The organism is Yinghuangia aomiensis (assembly GCF_039542225.1).
GTDB classification, from domain to species: domain Bacteria; phylum Actinomycetota; class Actinomycetes; order Streptomycetales; family Streptomycetaceae; genus Yinghuangia; species Yinghuangia aomiensis.
This window is the reverse complement of sequence record NZ_BAABHS010000007.1, coordinates 207,194-224,746: the sequence shown is the minus strand read 5'-3', so window position 1 is coordinate 224,746 and position 17,553 is coordinate 207,194. Positions and strand designations below refer to the sequence as shown.

General features: G+C 71.7%; 13 protein-coding genes. 7 read left to right on the top strand and 6 right to left on the bottom strand.

Annotation, left to right across the window (positions count from 1 at the left end; all coding sequences use genetic code 11):
• The first annotated feature begins 41 nt into the window (after positions 1 to 41).
• Both ABEA93_RS11995 and ABEA93_RS11990 read left to right on the top strand, forming a co-directional pair.
• The gene (locus ABEA93_RS11995; RefSeq protein ID WP_345675417.1) at positions 42 to 2,882 is read left to right on the top strand and encodes a vitamin B12-dependent ribonucleotide reductase; all 2,841 of its coding nucleotides are present in this window, start codon (positions 42 to 44) and stop codon (positions 2,880 to 2,882) included.
• A 387-nt stretch (positions 2,883 to 3,269) separates the two neighbouring features.
• Positions 3,270 to 3,914, top strand: a complete 645-nt coding sequence (locus tag ABEA93_RS11990; RefSeq protein ID WP_345675416.1) for a hypothetical protein — start codon at positions 3,270 to 3,272, stop codon at positions 3,912 to 3,914.
• 180 nt (positions 3,915 to 4,094) lie between these two features.
• On the opposite strand, the gene ABEA93_RS11985 is transcribed toward ABEA93_RS11990, so the two are convergent.
• From ABEA93_RS11985 to ABEA93_RS11970, 4 genes are all read right to left on the bottom strand, one after another.
• On the bottom strand, positions 4,095 to 4,976 hold the full coding sequence (locus tag ABEA93_RS11985; protein WP_345675415.1) for an LLM class flavin-dependent oxidoreductase: 882 nt from the start codon (positions 4,974 to 4,976) through the stop codon (positions 4,095 to 4,097).
• A 139-nt stretch (positions 4,977 to 5,115) separates the two neighbouring features.
• Positions 5,116 to 5,778: a peptide deformylase gene (gene def / locus ABEA93_RS11980; protein WP_345675414.1), complete on the bottom strand. Its 663-nt coding sequence runs from the start codon at positions 5,776 to 5,778 to the stop codon at positions 5,116 to 5,118.
• Positions 5,779 to 5,948: 170 nt separating this feature from the next.
• Entirely contained in the window at positions 5,949 to 7,574 is a 1,626-nt protein-coding gene (locus ABEA93_RS11975; protein ID WP_345675413.1) for a hypothetical protein, read from the bottom strand.
• A 182-nt stretch (positions 7,575 to 7,756) separates the two neighbouring features.
• Positions 7,757 to 8,305, bottom strand: a complete 549-nt coding sequence (locus ABEA93_RS11970; RefSeq protein WP_345675412.1) for a hypothetical protein — start codon at positions 8,303 to 8,305, stop codon at positions 7,757 to 7,759.
• 303 nt (positions 8,306 to 8,608) lie between these two features.
• On the opposite strand from ABEA93_RS11970, the gene ABEA93_RS11965 reads away from it, so the two are divergent.
• Entirely contained in the window at positions 8,609 to 9,196 is a 588-nt protein-coding gene (locus ABEA93_RS11965; protein ID WP_345675411.1) for an LOG family protein, read from the top strand.
• Positions 9,197 to 9,250: 54 nt separating this feature from the next.
• Here the strand turns inward: ABEA93_RS11965 and ABEA93_RS11960 are convergent, their stop codons facing one another.
• Together ABEA93_RS11960 and ABEA93_RS11955 are read right to left on the bottom strand one after the other, a co-directional pair.
• Positions 9,251 to 10,771 (bottom strand): hypothetical protein, encoded by a 1,521-nt coding sequence (locus tag ABEA93_RS11960; protein ID WP_345675410.1) that lies wholly within the window; start codon positions 10,769 to 10,771, stop codon positions 9,251 to 9,253.
• Positions 10,772 to 11,084: 313 nt separating this feature from the next.
• Positions 11,085 to 12,560, bottom strand: a complete 1,476-nt coding sequence (locus tag ABEA93_RS11955) for an MFS transporter (protein ID WP_345675409.1) — start codon at positions 12,558 to 12,560, stop codon at positions 11,085 to 11,087.
• Positions 12,561 to 12,726: 166 nt separating this feature from the next.
• Between ABEA93_RS11955 and ABEA93_RS11950 the strand changes: the two genes are divergently transcribed.
• From ABEA93_RS11950 to ABEA93_RS11935, 4 genes are all read left to right on the top strand, one after another.
• Positions 12,727 to 13,272, top strand: a complete 546-nt coding sequence (locus ABEA93_RS11950) for a winged helix-turn-helix transcriptional regulator (RefSeq protein WP_345675408.1) — start codon at positions 12,727 to 12,729, stop codon at positions 13,270 to 13,272.
• A gap of 179 nt (positions 13,273 to 13,451) precedes the next feature.
• Complete coding sequence (locus tag ABEA93_RS11945) at positions 13,452 to 15,092, top strand: hypothetical protein (protein ID WP_345675407.1); 1,641 nt, start codon at positions 13,452 to 13,454, stop codon at positions 15,090 to 15,092.
• 320 nt (positions 15,093 to 15,412) lie between these two features.
• A complete protein-coding gene (locus ABEA93_RS11940) occupies positions 15,413 to 16,057 on the top strand; it encodes a ribonuclease HII (protein WP_345675522.1) in 645 nt (214 codons plus the stop codon).
• Between the two features lie 207 nt (positions 16,058 to 16,264).
• Positions 16,265 to 17,242 carry a DUF2510 domain-containing protein gene (locus tag ABEA93_RS11935; protein WP_345675406.1) on the top strand — a complete coding sequence of 326 codons (978 nt, stop codon included), beginning with the start codon at positions 16,265 to 16,267 and terminating at the stop codon, positions 17,240 to 17,242.
• Positions 17,243 to 17,553: the final 311 nt, after the last annotated feature.

The window sequence follows — 17,553 nt, the reverse complement described above, 5'->3', positions numbered from 1 at the left end:
ATCCCCGGAACGCCCGCGGCGTTGTTCAGGAGGAGATACGTATGACAGAGACGACGAGCGGCTCAGCACGCGGCACCAGCCGGAAGCCCGGCAAGGGACTGCGCATCGAGCGCGTGTACACGACCCCCGGCAGCCACCCCTACGACGAGGTGGTCTGGGAACGTCGTGACGTCGTCATGACGAACTGGCGCGACGGCTCGATCAACTTCGAGCAACGTGGCGTCGAGTTCCCCGACTTCTGGTCGGTGAACGCGGTCAACATCGTGACGAGCAAGTACTTCCGCGGCGCCGTCGGCACCGAACAGCGCGAGTCCAGCCTCAAGCAGTTGATCGACCGGGTCGTCAAGACCTACCGCAAGGCCGGCGAAGACCACGGCTACTTCGGCTCCCCCGCCGACGCCGAGATCTTCGAGCACGAACTGACCTACGCGCTCCTCCACCAGGTCTTCAGCTTCAACTCCCCGGTGTGGTTCAACGTCGGCACCGCACAGCCCCAGCAGGTCAGCGCCTGCTTCATCCTGTCCGTCGACGACACCATGGAGTCGATCCTCGACTGGTACAAGGAAGAGGGCCTGATCTTCAAGGGCGGCTCCGGCGCCGGCCTCAACCTCTCCCGCATCCGCTCCAGCAAGGAACTCCTCTCCTCCGGCGGCAACGCCTCCGGCCCGGTGTCCTTCATGCGCGGCGCGGACGCCTCCGCCGGCACCATCAAGTCCGGCGGCGCCACCCGCCGCGCGGCCAAGATGGTCGTCCTCGACGTGGACCACCCGGACATCGAGGACTTCATCGCCACCAAGGTGAAGGAAGAGGAGAAGATCCGCGCCCTCCGCGACGCGGGCTTCGACATGGACCTGGGCGGCGACGACATCACGTCCGTCCAGTACCAGAACGCGAACAACTCGGTCCGCGTCTCGGACGAGTTCATGAACGCCGTGGAGTCGGGCTCGGAGTTCGGCCTGCGGGCCCGCATGACCGGCGACGTGATCGAGAACGTCGACGCGCGCGGCCTCTTCCGCAAGATGGCGGAGGCGGCCTGGGCGTGCGCGGACCCGGGTATCCAGTACGACGACACGATCAACCACTGGCACACGTGCCCGGAGTCGGGGCGGATCACCGCATCTAACCCGTGCTCGGAATATCTTCATATCGACAATTCATCGTGTAATCTCGCGTCGCTCAACCTGATGAAGTTCCTGCGCGACGACGACACCTTCGACGCGGTGAAGTTCGCCAAGGTCGTCGAGCTGGTCATCCTCGCGATGGACATCTCGATCTGCTTCGCGGACTTCCCGACGCAGAAGATCGGCGAGAACACCCGCGCGTTCCGCCAGTTGGGCATCGGGTACGCGAACCTGGGCGCGCTGCTGATGGCGACCGGGCACGCGTACGACAGCGACGGCGGCCGCGCGCTGGCCGGCGCGATCACCTCGCTCATGACCGGTACCGCGTACCGCCGCTCGGCGGAGCTGGCGGCGGTCGTCGGCGCGTACGACGGTTACGCGCGGAACGAGACGGCGCACAAGCGCGTCATGCAGCAGCATGCCGACGCGAACGCGGAAGCCACGCGCATGGACGACCTCGACACCCCGGTGTGGGAGGCCGCGACCAAGGCGTGGAAGGACGTGCTGAAGCTCGGCGAGAAGAACGGCTTCCGCAACGCGCAGGCCAGTGTTCTCGCGCCCACCGGAACCATCGGCTTGATGATGGACTGCGACACCACCGGCGTGGAACCGGACTTGGCGTTGGTCAAGTTCAAGAAGCTGGTCGGCGGCGGCTCGATGCAGATCGTGAACAACACGGTCACGCGCGCGCTGCACAAGCTGGGCTACCCGCAGGAGCAGGTCGAGGCGATCGTCGAGTTCATCGCCGAGCACGGACACGTGGTCGGCGCGCCGAGCCTGAAGACCGAGCACTACGAGGTCTTCGACTGCGCGATGGGCGAGCGGGCGATTGCCCCGATGGGCCACGTGCGGATGATGGCGGCGGCGCAGCCGTTCCTCAGCGGGGCCATCTCAAAGACGGTAAACCTGCCGGAGAACGCATCTGTCGAGGACATCGAGCAGATCTACCTCCAGGGGTGGAAGCTCGGTACAAAAGCCTTGGCGGTCTATCGAGACAACTGCAAGGTCGGGCAGCCGCTTTCCGCGAAGAAGGCGGAGGAGACGAAGACCGAGAAGCCGGCTGCGGTCGAGAAGGTCGTCGAGTACCGTCCGGTCCGGAAGCGTCTGCCGAAGAGCCGTCCGGGGATCAGCACCTCGTTCTCGGTGGGTGGCGCCGAGGGCTACATGACGGCGAACTCGTACCCGGACGACGGTCTGGGCGAGGTCTTCCTGAAGATGTCCAAGCAGGGTTCGACCCTCGCGGGCATGATGGACGCCTTCTCGATCGCGGTGTCGGTGGGCCTGCAGTACGGCGTGCCGCTGGAGACGTACGTTTCGAAGTTCACGAACATGCGCTTCGAGCCGGCGGGTCTGACGGACGACCCGGACGTGCGGATGGCGCAGTCGATCGTCGACTACATCTTCCGCCGCCTGGCGCTGGACCACCTGCCGTTCGAGACGCGTTCGGCGCTCGGCATCCACTCGGCCGAGGAGCGTCAGCGCCACCTGGACACGGGTTCGTACGAGCCGGCTGTTGTCGAGGCGGAGGACGCGGACGTCGAGACGGAGACGCTCGCGCAGTCGGCGCCGGTGGAGCAGAAGCCGGCCGCGCCGAAGCTGACGGTGCTTCCGGCGAAGGTGCATTCGTCGACCGAACTGCTGGAGGCCCAGCAGGGCCGCAGCGCGGACGCGCCGCTGTGCTTGTCCTGTGGGATCAAGATGCGCCCGGCGGGCAGCTGCTACGTCTGCGAGGGCTGCGGTTCGACGAGCGGCTGCAGCTAAGCCGCTGACTGAGCCGGACGGGTGAACTAATCGGCGGGATGTCGGCCTTTGGGCCGGTATCCCGCCGATTTTGTCGGTGGCGGTTGCTGCGATCGGCGCATGAGTGTCAACGAAACTCCGCGCCGCGTCGCGAGGCCACCGGCATCGCAGATCAGGCCCGATACGCCGATTTGGTGCCGACACTGCCTCACAGCCCATCCGGCTGCTGAATTCCCCAAGAATGCAAGCAAGTTCAGTGGGCTAGCCACCTACTGCAAGACGGCCACGCGAGAACGTGCACGCACGCCGGAGGGCCGCGTTGCGGCTTCGAAGCGTGCAAAGCGCCGTTGGGAATCTGTCGAGTATCAAGAGAAGTCCCGGGCATGGCAGCAAGCCAGGCGTACGAGGTTGGGTGCCAACCACGACCTGAAGCGTGCACGTGCCCGCCTGAAATCCATCGTCGATGCGTGGAAAGCCTCAGGCTGCGTTGACTGCGGCTACTCGGACGTACGGGCTCTCGACCCGGATCACCTCGACCCGGCGACGAAGCTCGGCAACCTGTCGAGAATGGTCCAGCTATGTGTGTCGGAATCCAGGATCCGGGCTGAACTGGCGAAGTGCGTTGTGCGGTGCGCACGGTGCCACCGCAGACGGACCTTCGAGCGACCTGCCAAGAATCGGCAGGCGAAGCGCCTTCCGCCGTCGTGGGCCCGCACCATAGAAATGCAGGACCGGAGCGACGCGATGAAAATTGCGCGGGGTTGTTCCGACTGCGGGTGGAACACTTGGGCGCGGGGTATGGATTGGGACCACGTCGCGGGCGAGAAGGTGGCGGCCGTTTCCCAGCTGATCGCGCGCAACCGTCCGTGGGGCGAAGTGGAGGCCGAGATCAGACTATGTGAGGTCGTCTGCGTGAACTGCCATCGGATCAGGACCGCGGAACGCCGCGTTGTTGCGCTCCTTGCCGCCGCATCAGTTCCCTCGGCGACCGACGGATGGCAGCGACCGCCCGAGCCGTTCCCTGCCGCTGAGAATCCACCGCTGTTTTTCTAGCTGTTGGGCTCCCGGCAAGTATTCGCGGTGCCTCTGATCGCGGGGCCCGATTGTGTTGTGGACGGGTTCATTCTGGCGGAGCGGCGGTTGGCGGGACGATTTCTCGGGATTTCAGGGGGTGGGATGCCCTCGGCCTGGCGGCCGGGGGCATCCGCACATCAGACGTGTCGGAGGCCCGGGTCAGATCCCCAACGCCTCGCGGGTCCGGTCCAGTTCGGCCGGGTCGGTCGTGGTCGGGACGAGGAAGAGTTCGTCGAAGCCGGCGTCGCGGACGGTGTCGACGGCTTCGCGGAGGGCCTTGGGGGTGTGGATGGTGGCGGAGTCGGCCATGGCGGTGGCGAGTTCGTCGCCGAAGATGCGGAGGTAGTCGAAGGCGTAGGTGTGGAGGCGGGTTTCGGCGTCGGGGCCGAGGGCGTACCAGATGCTCGTCGACAGGTGGGGTTTGTCGGTGCGGCCGGCTTCGGTCCAGGCGGCGCGGACGCGGGTGGCGACGTCGGCGAGGTTGGCGGCGTCGGGGCGGGTGATGGAGGTGCCGTCGTCGATGCCGGCGGCCCAGTGGGCGGCGCGGGCCATGGCTTTGGGGCCGATGGCGCCGGAGACGAGGGGCGGGCCGTCGGGTTGGACGGGCGGGGGGCCGACGGGGTCGAGGTCGGGTTCGGGCGGGGTGCCGGCCCAGGTGGCGCGCATGGTGGCGATCTGGTCGTCGAGGCGCTGCCAGCGGCGGTCGAAGGGGGCGGCGACGGCGCGGTAGTCCTGTTCGCGGCCGCCGACGCCGACGCCGACGGTGAGGCGGCCGTCGGAGAGGCGGTCGACGGAGGCGAGGTCTTTGGCCATGCGGACGGCGTTGTGGGAGGGCAGGACGACGATGGTGGTCCAGAGCCGGACGCGTTCGGTGAGTGCTGCGGCGGCGGCGAGTTGGACGGTCATGGAGTGGCTGGTGTAGGCGACGCGTTCGGGGACGGCGAGGCTGGACCAGGGTCCTTCGTCGATGCCGCGGCACCATTCGAGCACTTCGGTGCGGCCGTGGGGGAGCATGGTCGGGAGGGTCATGGCGATGTCCACGACGGGGGATGCTGCCTCGGGCGCATGCGAGAGCAATGGCCGTGCGGTGTGCTAACGGGTTGGGGTGTCCGGCAAGGGTCGGTGACACCGGCACCGGCTGATGAAACGGCGAACGGCGCAATGGCGAAACGGGAAACGCTCAGCCGGCGAGCTGTGCCGCCTTCTCGTCGCGTCGCGCGAACACGTCGGCCTTCATGGCTTCCATCTTCTTGAGGGCGTCCTTGCGGTCGCGCTTGGAGAGCCGGTCGATGTAGAGGTAGCCGTTGAGGTGGTCGGTTTCGTGCTGGAGGCAGCGGGCGAAGTAGCCGGTGCCTTCGATGACGACCGGGTTGCCGTGCTTGTCGACGCCGCGGGCGATCGCGTGGTCGGGGCGGGCGAGGTCTTTGTGCGGGCCCGGGACGGAGAGGCAGCCTTCGCCGGCTTCGTCGAGGTGGCGGTCGGCGGCGGGGAGTTCGTCGAGCACGGGGTTGAGGATGTGTCCGACGTGCCGGTTGCCGTCTTCGTCGGTGCAGTCGTAGACGAAGAGGCGGATGCCGACGTCGACCTGGTTGGCGGCGAGTCCGACGCCTTCGGCGACGTACATGGTGTGGAACATGTCGTCGAGGAGGGTGTCGAGTTCGGCGGTGCCGAATTCGGTGATCTCGGAGCAGGGGTGGTGGAGCACGTCTTCGCCGACGACGGTGATGCGGAGGGTTTTTCCGCGGGCGGCTTCGGGGGCGAATTCGGGGTAGTCGTCGACGGGCTCGCCCATGACGAAGATCCGGGCACCGGTGGGGCCGGTGTGGCTGTGCTGCTCGGACATCGCGGGCCGGGCCTTTCGGACGGTTGTGGTGGCGGGCGGGCGGGCGCCGCCCGGGAAAACCTAACATCCCGGGGCGTGGCGGGGGACGGGTGCGTGCCGCTGCCGCGGGCCGGGGACCGGGGCCGGGCCCGCGCAAACGCGGGCGGGGTCGGGCGGTGGTTCGGTCGGGGTCAGGGCAGCAGCGCGGAGGCTTTTGCGGTGACGGTGACGCGGCCGGGGGTGGTGACGGTGATGCGGGTCCAGCCGTCGGGTGCGGCGGTGATGCGGGTGCCGGGGTGGTCGGTGGTGAACCATGCGGTGTGGTGGATGCGGATGGTGAAGTCGCCGGGGCGGTCGGCGGTGAAGGTGAAGCTGGAGGGGGTGAGTTCGGTGAGTTGTCCGGGTCCGTCGAGGAGGGGGACGGCGTCGGTGACTTCCCAGATCCGCCAGTGTTTGTCGGCCCAGACGGGTTCGAGCCAGGGTTGTCCGGCGCGGAGGAGTGCGGATTCGCGGTAGGCGGATTCGTCGAGGGGGACGTCGGGGAGGGCGACGTAGCGGACACCGGTGTCGCGGAGCCACTGGTGGTAGCGCTCGGGGGTGAGGTCGGGGTCGTAGAGGGGTTCGTTGCGGGCGCGGTCGAGCTGGCGTTCCCAGCCGCGGGCGAGCGGCATGTGTTCGGCGACGTAGACGGTTTCCCAGTGGCCGCGGGTGAAGGGGATTTCGACGCGGCCGACGGGCTGGTTGTGGGCGGTGAGGTAGCCGAGCATGCCGGTGTAGTACGTGCTGGTGTCGGCGGCGCTGTCGCGGAAGTCGTGGGCGACGGCGAGGCTCGCGGAGGAGAGCTGCCAGGCGAGCAGGGGGACGGCGAGCAGGGCGACGAGGCGGCGTCGGCCGAGGGAGAGCAGGACGACGGCGGCGAGGGGGCCGGCCATGACTTCGCCGAGGCGGGCGACGTTGCCGCCGACGGCGCTGGGGACGAGGTAGAGGACGGTGCCGGAGACGGCGTAGAGCCACAGGAAGCGGCGGGCGGTGCGGTGTCCGGGTGGGAGGAGGGCGAGGCCGACGGCGGCGAAGCCGAGGATGGCGCCGAGCCGCCACAGGGGGTAGCCGAAGTCGCCGCCGCCGGGGAAGGCGAGGGGGGCGACGAGTCCGGCGATGGCGGGGGTGAAGGCGAGGCGGGTGGCCCAGACGCGTTCGTGGGGGACCCAGGCGAGGGCGGCCATGAGGAGGAATGCGGCGGCGAGGGGGCTGGCGAGGCCGGTGAGGAGTGCCGCGGATGCGGTCCACAGGGGGTGTCGGCTGCGGGCGGCGAGGAAGGCGAGGAGGGCTGCGGCGACGCCGAGGACGAAGGGGGTGCGGCCGATGAGGTATTCGACGCTGATGATGGCGGCGAACCAGATGGCGGCGACTCGGCGGGGGAGTCCGGGTTGGCCGACGCGAAGGCGGCTCCAGGCCCAGGCGGCGGCGATGCAGGAGGCGGCGGTGAGGGTGCGGGTGCCGACGCCGCCGGCGAGGGCGGGGGTGACGACGCTGTAGCCGGGGAGGAGATGGCCGCCGTACCACTGGTTGTTCCACAGGAGGGCGCCGTGTTCGCGGGCGAGCCAGGCGCGGAACATCTGGGCGGGCCAGTCGGGTCCGGAGAGTCCGGTGGCGGTGATGAGGGCGACGAGTCCGATGGTGACCAGGTAGGGGCGGTCGCCGACGAAGATCGCGGTGGCGCGCAGGCGGGGCCATCGGGCGCCGGGGAGGCGGGGGGCGTCGTCGAGGGCGGGCGTGGGCCGGGGGATGCGGTGGGGCGGGTCGGCGGTGGTGCTCATGCCGCTGCCCCGGCGTGCGCGTGGAGCGCACCCGTGTCGCCGGTCCGCTTGCTGCGCTTCCGCGCCGCACCGCTGGTTCGCCCGCTGCGCTCCCTCACGGGCGCCGAGTTTTCCAGACGGGACGCCTGTGTGCACATTTGGCACGTGGGGCCCGTGTGTCGCATGCGGGCGGGCGTGCGGGGTCAGCCGGGGTGGTAGCCGTCGACGGCCGCGGCGGTTTCGTCGTCGGGGACGGGTTCGGGCGGGTTGGGTAGGCCGGCGCGGGTGCGGAGGTCGCGCGGGTCGCGGGGGCCGTCGATGCGGCGGATGACGGACAGGGCGGCGGCGTTGAACGCTTCGACGAGGGCTTGGCCGCTGTCGGCGGTCCATTCGGCGCGCTGGACGGCGTGCATGTTGTGGTCGGCTTCGCACCAGCAGGCGACTTCGACGGTCGCGGTGACGCTGACGAGGTGGCCGTTCTGGTGCCACACGTCGAGGCCGAGTTCGAGCCAGTCGCCGTCGGATTCGTAGAGGAGCAGCGCGGTGCCGAGGACGTGGGGCTGGGCGTCGGGCTCGGGCTGGGGGTCGGCGGGGTCGGGCTCGTTCCAGAACCACCGTGCCGGGTCGTCGAGTGACCGGCGCAGGTCGAGGGCTCTCGCGGCGGCGATCAGTCGTTCGCGGCCGGAGTCGTCGAGCTGCGGGAACAGCCGCTCGAACGGGATGTCCGAGGCTGGGCGTTCGGTGGGGGGCACGCGGGCATTCTGCCGTGCGGTGGGGTCGCCCCGTCAATGTCGGGGGAGTGATCGTCCGGTCTTGTGGTGTCTTCTTGACTCGGGGTGACGGTCCGGGGCGGGTCGGGTGGTGGTGGTTCGGGTGCTGCGCCCCGGGCCGCGGTGTTTGTCCGGGGGTTGGGAGAATGCAGGGGCCGCGGTGGGTGTCGTCGTCGGTGTGTGCCGTCCGGAAACGGCCGTTGCGGTGCCTTTGTCGCTGGTGTGCTGTGTCGTCGGTGTGCTGTGTCGTGGTGTGTGTTGTCGTCGGTTCGGAGGGTGTGCGCGGTGCGGATAGCGGTGTTCGCGGGTTCGGCGTCGGGTGAGGGTGCGGGTTTCCGGGCTGCGGCCACGGAGCTGGGCGCGTCGTTGGCGCGTGCGGGTGTCGGGATTGTGTACGGGGGCGGGCATGTCGGTCTGATGGGTGCGGTCGCGGACGGGGCGTTGGCCGCGGGCGGCGAGGTGGTGGGGGTGATGCCGAAGGCGCTGGTGGACCGGGAGGTCGCGCATCTGGGGCTGACCCGGCTGGAGGTCACCGCCGACATGCACGAGCGCAAGGCGCGGATGGCGGAGCTGGCGGACGGTTTCGTGGCGTTGCCGGGTGGTGCGGGCACGTTGGAGGAGCTGTTCGAGGTGTGGACGTGGCAGCACTTGGCGATCCACGCGAAGCCGGTCGGCGTGCTGGACGCGGAGGGCTTCTGGCAGCCGCTGCTGGGTGCGCTGGACGCGATGGTGGCGTCGGGGTTCATCAAGCCGCGGATGCGGGACACGCTGCTGGTGGCGGACGATGCGGCGGGTCTGCTGGCGGCGTTCCGGGCGTGGGAGCCGCCCGCGCCGAAGTGGGAGGGCGGCTTGGACCCGCAGGCCCGGGGCTGACGGGTCCGGGGCTGACGGGTCCGACGGGCTTGACGGGCTCGGGCTACGCCCGGGTCATTTCAGCAGTTTGGTCTGGTCGGCCTTGATGGTGACCGGTCCCGGCGTCTTGACGGTGATCTCGGTCCATTCCTTGTCCTTGTCCGGGGCGATCGTCACGCCGGGCCGGTCGGCGTCGAACCAGAACGTGTTGTGGACCTTGATGCGGAAGGTGCCGGCGGAGTCCGCGATGAAGGTGAATTCGGACGGCGTCATGCTGACGAGCCGGCCGGGGCCTTCGAGGAGCGGTCTGGGGTCCTGGACTTCCCAGACCGTCCAGTGCTTGTTCGACCAGACGGGCTTGAGCCAGGGCACGCCGGACTTGATGAGGTCGACCTCGGGCTTGGCGGACTTGTCGATGGGCACGTCGGGGAGGGCGACGAAGCGGACGCCGAGGTCGTCGATCCACGCCCGGTATTCGGGGGCGGTGAGGATCGGCTTGTAGAGGACTTCGTTGTAGTAGCGGTCGAGCTGGCGTTCCCAGCCGCGGGCGAGGGGTGTCTTGTCGGCGACGTAGACGGTTTCCCAGTGGCCGCGGGTGAACGGGATTTCGACGCGGCCGAGCGGCTGGTTGGCCTGCTTGAGGTAGGCGTTGAGTTCCGTGTAGTACTCGGCTTTTTCGCCCCTGCTGTCCTGCCGGTCGTGGGTGATGGCGATGGCCGCGGACTGGAAGCCCCAGACCAGGAGCGGCACGGCGAGGAGGAGGACGAGGCGGCGGCGTCCCAGGGAGAGCAGGACGACGGCCATGACGGGGCCGGCGATCATCTCGCCGAGGCGGGCGAGGTTGCCGCCGAGGGCGGTCGGGACGAAGAAGAAGACGACGGCGGAGGCCGCGTACAGCCACAGGAAGCGGCGGGCGCTCTTGTGTTCCTTGGGGAGCAGCCACAGGCCGACGGCGGCGAAGCCGATGATGGGCCAGAACCGCCACCAGGGGAACGGGAACATGCCTTCGTTGGGGAAGGCGAGGGAGGCGAGGAGTCCGGCGGCGGCGGGGGCGAAGCAGAAGCGGGTCTTCCACACGTTCTCGCGCGGCACCCAGGCGAGGGCGGCCATGAGGAGGAACGCGGCGGAGAGGGGGCTGGCGAGGCCGCAGACGAGGGAGGCGAGTCCGGTGAGGACTTTGCGGCCGCGGCGGGCGGCGAGGAGGGCGAGGAGTCCGGCGGCGACGCCGAGCGCGAACGGGGTGCGGCCGATCAGGTAGTCGATGCTGGCCATGACGGCGAACCAGACGGCGCCGACGCGGCGGGCGAAGTCGTTGCGGCCGATGTCGAGCCGGGACCAGGCCCAGGCGGAGGCGATGCAGGACAGCGCGGTGAGGGTGTGGGTGCCGATGCCGCTCGACAGGACCGGGGTGAGGACGCTGTAGCCGGGGAGCAGGTGGCCGCCGTACCACTGGTTGTTCCACAGGACGGCGCCGTGTTCGCGGACGAGGCGGGTGCGGAATATCGCGGCGGGCCAGTCGGGTCCGGACAGGTCCAGCAGGATGATCAGGCCGATGAGTGCGGCGGTGATCCAGTACGGCCGGTCGGCTATGCCCATTGCGAGGGTCCGCCAGCGGCTTGTGGACCTCGGCAGAGGCGCACGGCCGGGCAGGTCTGCGGGGGGCGTCGCGGCTTCGGTCGTCACGTGGGTGAAGTCTTCCAGACGGCGGCGTCGGGCACGGTCGCCGGGAGCGACGGGCTGCGTTGGGCGGCTGTTCACCTCCCAGTATCGCGGTGCGGGGACGCCGGGGTCCGACGGAGGTCCCTCGCGTGCGGGTGTTCGGCGGCGTGCGGACGCCCGCCCCGGCCCGGTGTGTCACCGGGTCGGGGCGGGCGCGGGACCGGCCGCGCGGGCGTGCGGCCGGTCCGGATCAGGGCCGGTGCGGGTCGCGGACCGCGGCGGCGGGGGTGTGCGCGGGTTCGCCTCGGACGGTGAAGGTGATGGCGGCGCCGAGGAGGGTGAGGGCGGCGGCGACGAGGATCGCCCGGTCGCCGCCCGCGGCGAGCGCGTCGACGGGGGTGCGGCCGCCGGCGGACTGGACGACGGCGACGACGAGGGCGCCGCCGAGGGAGGCGCCGGTGTAGCGGGCGGCGTTGGCGGCGCCGGCGCCCATCGCGGCCCGGTCGGCGGGGACGCTCTCCACGGCGAGGCGGGTGCCGGACGCGTTGAGGAAGCCGAGGCCGATGCCGGCGACGAACAGGCCGGGCACGACGCGGGTCCAGGAGGTGTGCGGGCCCATGCCGTAGAGGGCGAGGAATCCGACGGCGATGACGGCGAGTCCGAGGGCGACCTGCCGCTGGGCGCGGACTCCGGCGGAGAAGCGGCCGATGAGGACGGCGGCGGCGACGGAGGTGCCGGACCAGGTGGCGAGGAGCGCGGCGGACTGCAGCGGGCTCAGCCCGAGGACGCCTTGGAACAGGGTGGGCAGGTAGGACGCGAGCGAGATGACGGCGATGCCGGTGACGACGGACCCGAATATGGACAGGGCGAACCGCGGGCGGCGCAGGAGCCGCAGGTCGAGCATCGGTTCGCGGCCGCGCAGTGCGGTGGCGGCGTAGGCGGCGAGGAGGAAGGCGGCGGTGCCGAGGAGGACGAAGACGACGGTCTGGGTCCAGCCCTGGCGGCCTTGGACGAGGGCGGCGGTCAGGGTGCCGATGCCGCCGCCGAGGGTGAGGGCGCCGAGGGGGTCGAGGCGGCGGCGCACGGGGGAACGGGAATCGGTGGTGGCGAGGGCGGCGGCTCCGGCGAGGAGGACGGCCGCGGCGGTGCCCGCCCAGTAGGGGGCGGAGTGTCCGGCGGTGCGGGTGAGTCCGGCGGCGGCGAGCGGGCCGGCGGCGATGCCGCCGCCGATGGCCGCGCCGACCGCGGCGGTGGCCCGGACGCGGGCGGCGCCGGCCGGGAAGACCTGGCCGACCAGGCCGAGTCCGGCGGCGAGGACGGCGGCGCCCGCGACGCCTTGCAGGACGCGTCCGGTGACGAACAGGGCGAGGTTTCCGGCGAGTGCGGTGACGGCGGATGCGACGGCGAGTCCGGCGGCTCCGGCGACGAAGACGCGGCGGCGGCCGAGGATGTCGGCGAGGCTGCCGGCGGCGAGCTGGGTCGCGGACAGGCCGAGGCTGATGCTGCTGAGGATCCAGGCCGGCCCGGTGGGCCCGGTATCGAGATAGCGCACGGTGTCGGGGAGGACCGCGAGCGGCGCGGTGTAGGTCATGAGGACCAGGAGGGTGCCCGCGACGACCACGGCGAGGGTCGCGCCGGGCGGGCGGCGGCGCGCGGACGCGGCGGCGGCGGTGGTGGGGCGGGCGGCGGACGCGGTGCGGGCGGCGGGTGCGGCCGTGGTCGGCATCGGGGGTTCCCCTTCGGGAGGCGTCGGCGGCGGTGGCTGCAGGAACGACGTTCGGCGGGTGTGCGGATGTGACGAGCCACCCGTAAGTTCATTCAATGAACCTTTAGTGGGGGTGACCCTAGCAGCTTCGGTTCATTCAGTGAACCCACGCGGTACGCTGGTGCGCATGGCACTCGGCAAGGACTACCTGGGGCAGGAATGCGCGGTCGCCCGCGCGCTCGAACTCGTCGGCGAGCGGTGGACCCTGCTCGTCGTGCGCGACGTCTTCTACGGGGTCCGCAGGTTCAGCGACTTCCAAGCCCACCTGGACATCCCGCGGGCCGTCCTCACCGCCCGGCTCGCCACCCTCGTCGACGCCGGCGTCCTGGAACGCCGCCGCTACCAGGAATCCCCGCCGCGCGACGAATACGTCCTCACCGACATGGGCGTCTCGCTGTGGCCGGCCATCTACGCCCTCGCCCAGTGGGCCATCCAGTACGTGCCCTCCGCGGCCGGCGCAGTCCGCGAATTCGCGCACGTGCCCTGCGACACCGTCGTCGACCGCACCGGCCTGTGCCCCGCATGCGGACGGGTCGCCCCGCCCGGCGAACTCGAAATGCGCCCCGGCCCCGGCATCCACGCCTACAAGCGCACCGACCCGGTCAGCCTCGCCCTGCGCAAGCCGCACCGCCTCCTCGAACCCCTGCACCCGGTGATCGCCGCCGCGGTCTGAAGAGACGTTCCCCCGCCTCGGCACCCCCGGCCCGCCGAGCCAATAGGGTGGTCCCCGGCGGCCTGGCAGGGCTGCCCGGCTGCCGCGGGCAGCGCCGGATGTCGCGGGGGCGGAGGGGCCGTGATCAAGGGAAGCCGCAACAGTGCCGCGGGGGCGGACCACAGCGGCGGAGCGTCCGCATGACGGCCGAGGCCGCGACGGCCGAGCCCGTCGCGACCGAGCCCGCGACCACCGGGGCCGCCGCGGGCAAGCCCACGACCAGCAGCGCCGCCGGCCTGCGCGCGTTCGCCGCCGTCGGCGTCCTCGCCGCCCTCTACGTCGCCATCGCGCTGCCGTTCGTCGTCGCCGCGCTCCTCGTCGGCCTCACCGTGCGCGGCTTCGGCCTGTTCACCAGCGGACAAGCCGTCCTGGTCGCCGAGATCGTCATCGCGCTCACCGCGCTCGTCCTGGAGATAGCCGGACCGCGCCGCCTTCCGTCCGGCATCTCCGTCACCGCCCGCGACCAGCCCCGGCTGTGGGCGCTCGTGCGCGCCACCGCCCGCGAACTCGACGTCCCCGAACCCGACGGGATCGTGCTGACCGGCGGCACCGTCGCCGAACTACGTGCCGTCCGCCGCCCCGGCATCACCCTGCACCACCACCTCGTGCTCGGCGCGTGCGTCCCCGCGTCGCTCACCGAACCCCGACTGCGCGCCGTCGTCGCCACCGCCCTCGCCGCGCGCCGCCGGCGCCGCCCGCCGCTGCCCGACCAACTCGCGCTGCACGGCCTCGACATGGTCACCGGACTTGCCGACGCCGCCCGGCAGCGCGGCGTCCTCGGCGACGCCGCCCGGCAGTTCGCCGCCCGCTACACCCGCCTCTGCGCGCCCGTCCTCGACCTCCAGCAGCGCACCCAGGACCGCTACGCCGCGGGCGTCTACGGCACCGGCGCCGTCGCCGACGGCCTCGACGCGCTCCGCCGCCTGCGCACCGCCTGGCAGTGGTACCGCCGCGGCTACGTGCACGCCGGAATGGCGTCCGGCTGCCTGCCCGCCGACCCGCTCGGCGACTTCCGCGCCCTGCTCGCCGACCCGGTCCGCGCCCGCGACCTCGCCGAACTCCCGGCCGGCGACCCGCCGCACCCGCTCGCCGTCCGCGCCGACCGGCTGCGCGCCCGCCCCCTGGACGCCAAGGTCGCACTCCGCGGCGGCACCGACGGCATCACCCTCGGCTTCGACGAGCCCCGCCGCGTCGCCGCCCACCTGTACGCCTACCTGCTCGCCTGCGACGACGACGGCATCGCCCCCGCGGGCGCGTTCGCCGCGCTCGACCGCCTCACGGCCCTCGACCGCGAGGCGTTCCTGCGCCAGGTCAGCGGCTACCGCGCCGCCTACCGCGCCTCCCGCCTGGCGCCCGCCGCCCGCCACGCGGGCGCCGAAATGCCCGTCACCCTCGGCGGCGTCCTCGGCCTCCTCGTCGAAGGCAAGGGCGAGCGCATCGCCCAGGAGCACCGGCCCCCCGGTGCCACCGCCTCCAGCGCGGACACCGGCCCGGACAGCCCCACCGCCGCCGCGCTCGGCGCGCTCCTCGCCTGCGCCTGGGTCGACGCGGGCCGCGCCCGCTGGAAGACCACCTGGTCCGGCCAGGACGACGTCACCGCCCACGACGGCAGCTCCCTCGACCTCGCCGCCCTCGCCGCGAAAGCCCTCGCCGGCCCCGACGGCGCCCGCACCCTCCGCACCGCCATCCGCGACGCCGGCGTCTCCTCCTACTACGAAGTCCGCATGCCGGTCAGCTTCGCCGCCGCCCAGGAACGCGAGACCGCGGTGGGCCACCGCTGAGCGGCCGGGACGGACCACCCCGCGCCCCGCGATAGCCTGAAGCCGTGACCGTCCCCCCGCAGCCGCGGCAGCCCGCCCCCGCTCCGACTGCCGCCCCCAAGGTCGCGAAACCGCGCACCGGCGACGCCGCGACCCCGGTCGCGGACATCCCGGACGCCCCCGCCGCGCAGGCAGCCGCCAAAGCCCCGGCCAAGAAGGCCCCCGCCAAGCGGACCACCGCCGCCGGCACCCGGAAGACGGCGGCGAAGACAGCCGCCAAGAAGACCGCGAAGAAGCCCGCCAAGCGCCCGTCCGGTCCCACTGACGTCGTCGAGCGCGAACTGATCGCCGCGGGCGCGCGCGTCGTCGCCGGGGTCGACGAAGTAGGCCGCGGCGCATGGGCCGGCCCCGTCGTCGTCGGTGCCGCGGTGTCCGCCGCGACCCCGCCGCCCGCCGGCCTCACCGACTCCAAGCTCCTCACCGCACCGCGCCGCGAAGCCCTCGTCCCCGAACTGGAGGCCTGGGCCACCGCCTACGCGTTCGGCGCCGCGTCCCCCGAGGAAATCGACGAACTCGGCATGACCGCCGCACTGCGCCTCGCCGCCGTCCGCGCCCTCGAAGCACTCCCGGTGCGGCCCGACGCGGTCGTCCTCGACGGCAGCCACGACTTCCTCGGCGAACCGTGGACCGTCCGCACCGTCGTCAAGGGCGACCAGGCCTGCATCGGCGTCGCCGCCGCATCCGTCCTGGCCAAGGTCTACCGCGACGGCCTCATGGCCGAACTCGGCACCGGCCACCCCGCATTCGCGTTCTGCGACAACGCCGGCTACCCCTCGCCGACGCACCGCAGGGCCCTCGAAGAGTTCGGCCCGACACCGTTCCACCGCATGTCGTGGGCCTTCCTCGACGACCTGCCGCAGTGGCGGCACCTCAAGAAGTTCCGCACGCCGCTCGAAGACGCCGGGCAGACCGCGCTCGACTTCTGACGTCGTGCCCCTTCCGCCCGACCGTTTCTGACGTCTCGTCAGTAGCCCGGTATCCGCTGCGCGCCCCCCGCCGGCGCGCCGCGGGTGACGACCGTGTCTCGATCCGCACCGTCATTCCCCCGCAACCACCCCTATATCGGGCACGGTTCGGCGTAGGGTGGAGGGGACCGCTCCCACCGTGTACGAGGCGGGCGGTAGGTTGCCCCGGTGACTGCCTCGATACCTCCCGGCTGGTACGACGATCCCTCCGCGCCCGGAATGGAACGCTGGTGGGACGGGACCCAGTGGACCGAATCCTCCCGCCCGCGGGCCGACGCGCCGGGCGTTCCGCCCGCCCCCGGAGGCCCGTCCTCCGGGCCTGTCGGGCCCGCCGGCCCCATGGGCCAGCCCGGGTTCGGGCCGGCGAACGGGCCGGGCGGCCTGGCCGGGCCCGGGCAGGCGCCGTACCCGCCGCAGTACGGCTCGTACCCGCCCGCCGCCGGCGGGAGCCGCAAGAACCGCAACCTGATCATCGGCCTTGTCGCGCTGCTCGTGGTCGGCGGCTTGGTCGCCGTCCTGGTGTTCACGCTCGGCGGCAAGGACGACAAGTCCAGTGTCGCGACGGACGGCACGCTGACGGACACCACCACCGGCGTCACCATCCCGTTCATCAAGGGCTGGGACAAGGACACCGACAAGGACCGTCCCGCGCACCAGACCAAGGACAAGGTCGCCTGCTCGGACGAGAGCGGCAGCGCGTCGTCCGACCCGTCCGACGGTCCGTCGCCGGACTCCAGCGACAGCGACAGCGACAGCTCCAGCGACTGCTACCTGGGCGAGGCCGAGGTCGCGTACGTCCCGGGCAAGAGCTTCGACGGCGCGGTCAGCCGGATGCAGGGCCAGATCAAGAACGGCGACGACTTCAAGGTCACCAAGACCGTCCGCGAGGACAAGACCAAGATCGACGGCAAGAACGCCCAGGTCCTGGTCTACGAAGTCGAGGAGAACAAGGGCTCGCCGGCGCGTACCGCGACGCTCGAGTTCATCATCATCGACAACAAGTTCGAGTACGACGGCGACGACGCGTACCCGGTCATCTTCGTCGGCGTCGACCACGACCCGAAGGCGCCGAGCAAGGGCGTGCTCGACACCGTGCGCGACGGCATCAAGGTCGGCACCCCGCAGCCGTCCGCCAGCTCGTCCTGACGCGGGTTCCGCACCGCACCGCCAGGTATCCCCCGCATCCCGGAGTCCGGTCCGGCACGGCGCACGCCGCGCCGGACCGGACTCCGTCGCGTCCGCCCCCGGTGCGCTTCCGCGGGCAGACCGCCCCGGGCGGCTTCCTCGATCGGGTGACACGGAAGACCGGCGTCCGGGTGAGAATGCCGTTTCGGTGCGCCCGGCGCCCAGGCCGCCACGGGGATTTCGGCCCGCGGAAAGCCGATCGGCGCGCCGAGGCCCGGCGGGGTGAGGGTGATCCGTCGTACAGTTCGGTTTCACCCGCGCGCCGCCGCCCC

What these genes read in the sequence shown, in the direction of transcription:
- ABEA93_RS11950 (WP_345675408.1), top strand. Translation starts at nt 12,727, where the DNA reads ATGGCACTCGGCAAGGACTACCTGGGGCAGGAATGCGCGGTCGCCCGC.
- def (WP_345675414.1), bottom strand. Translation starts at nt 5,778, where the DNA reads ATGTCCGAGCAGCACAGCCACACCGGCCCCACCGGTGCCCGGATCTTC.
- ABEA93_RS11945 (WP_345675407.1), top strand. Translation starts at nt 13,452, where the DNA reads ATGACGGCCGAGGCCGCGACGGCCGAGCCCGTCGCGACCGAGCCCGCG.
- ABEA93_RS11995 (WP_345675417.1), top strand. Translation starts at nt 42, where the DNA reads ATGACAGAGACGACGAGCGGCTCAGCACGCGGCACCAGCCGGAAGCCC.
- ABEA93_RS11960 (WP_345675410.1), bottom strand. Translation starts at nt 10,771, where the DNA reads ATGGGCATAGCCGACCGGCCGTACTGGATCACCGCCGCACTCATCGGC.
- ABEA93_RS11975 (WP_345675413.1), bottom strand. Translation starts at nt 7,574, where the DNA reads ATGAGCACCACCGCCGACCCGCCCCACCGCATCCCCCGGCCCACGCCC.
- ABEA93_RS11955 (WP_345675409.1), bottom strand. Translation starts at nt 12,560, where the DNA reads ATGCCGACCACGGCCGCACCCGCCGCCCGCACCGCGTCCGCCGCCCGC.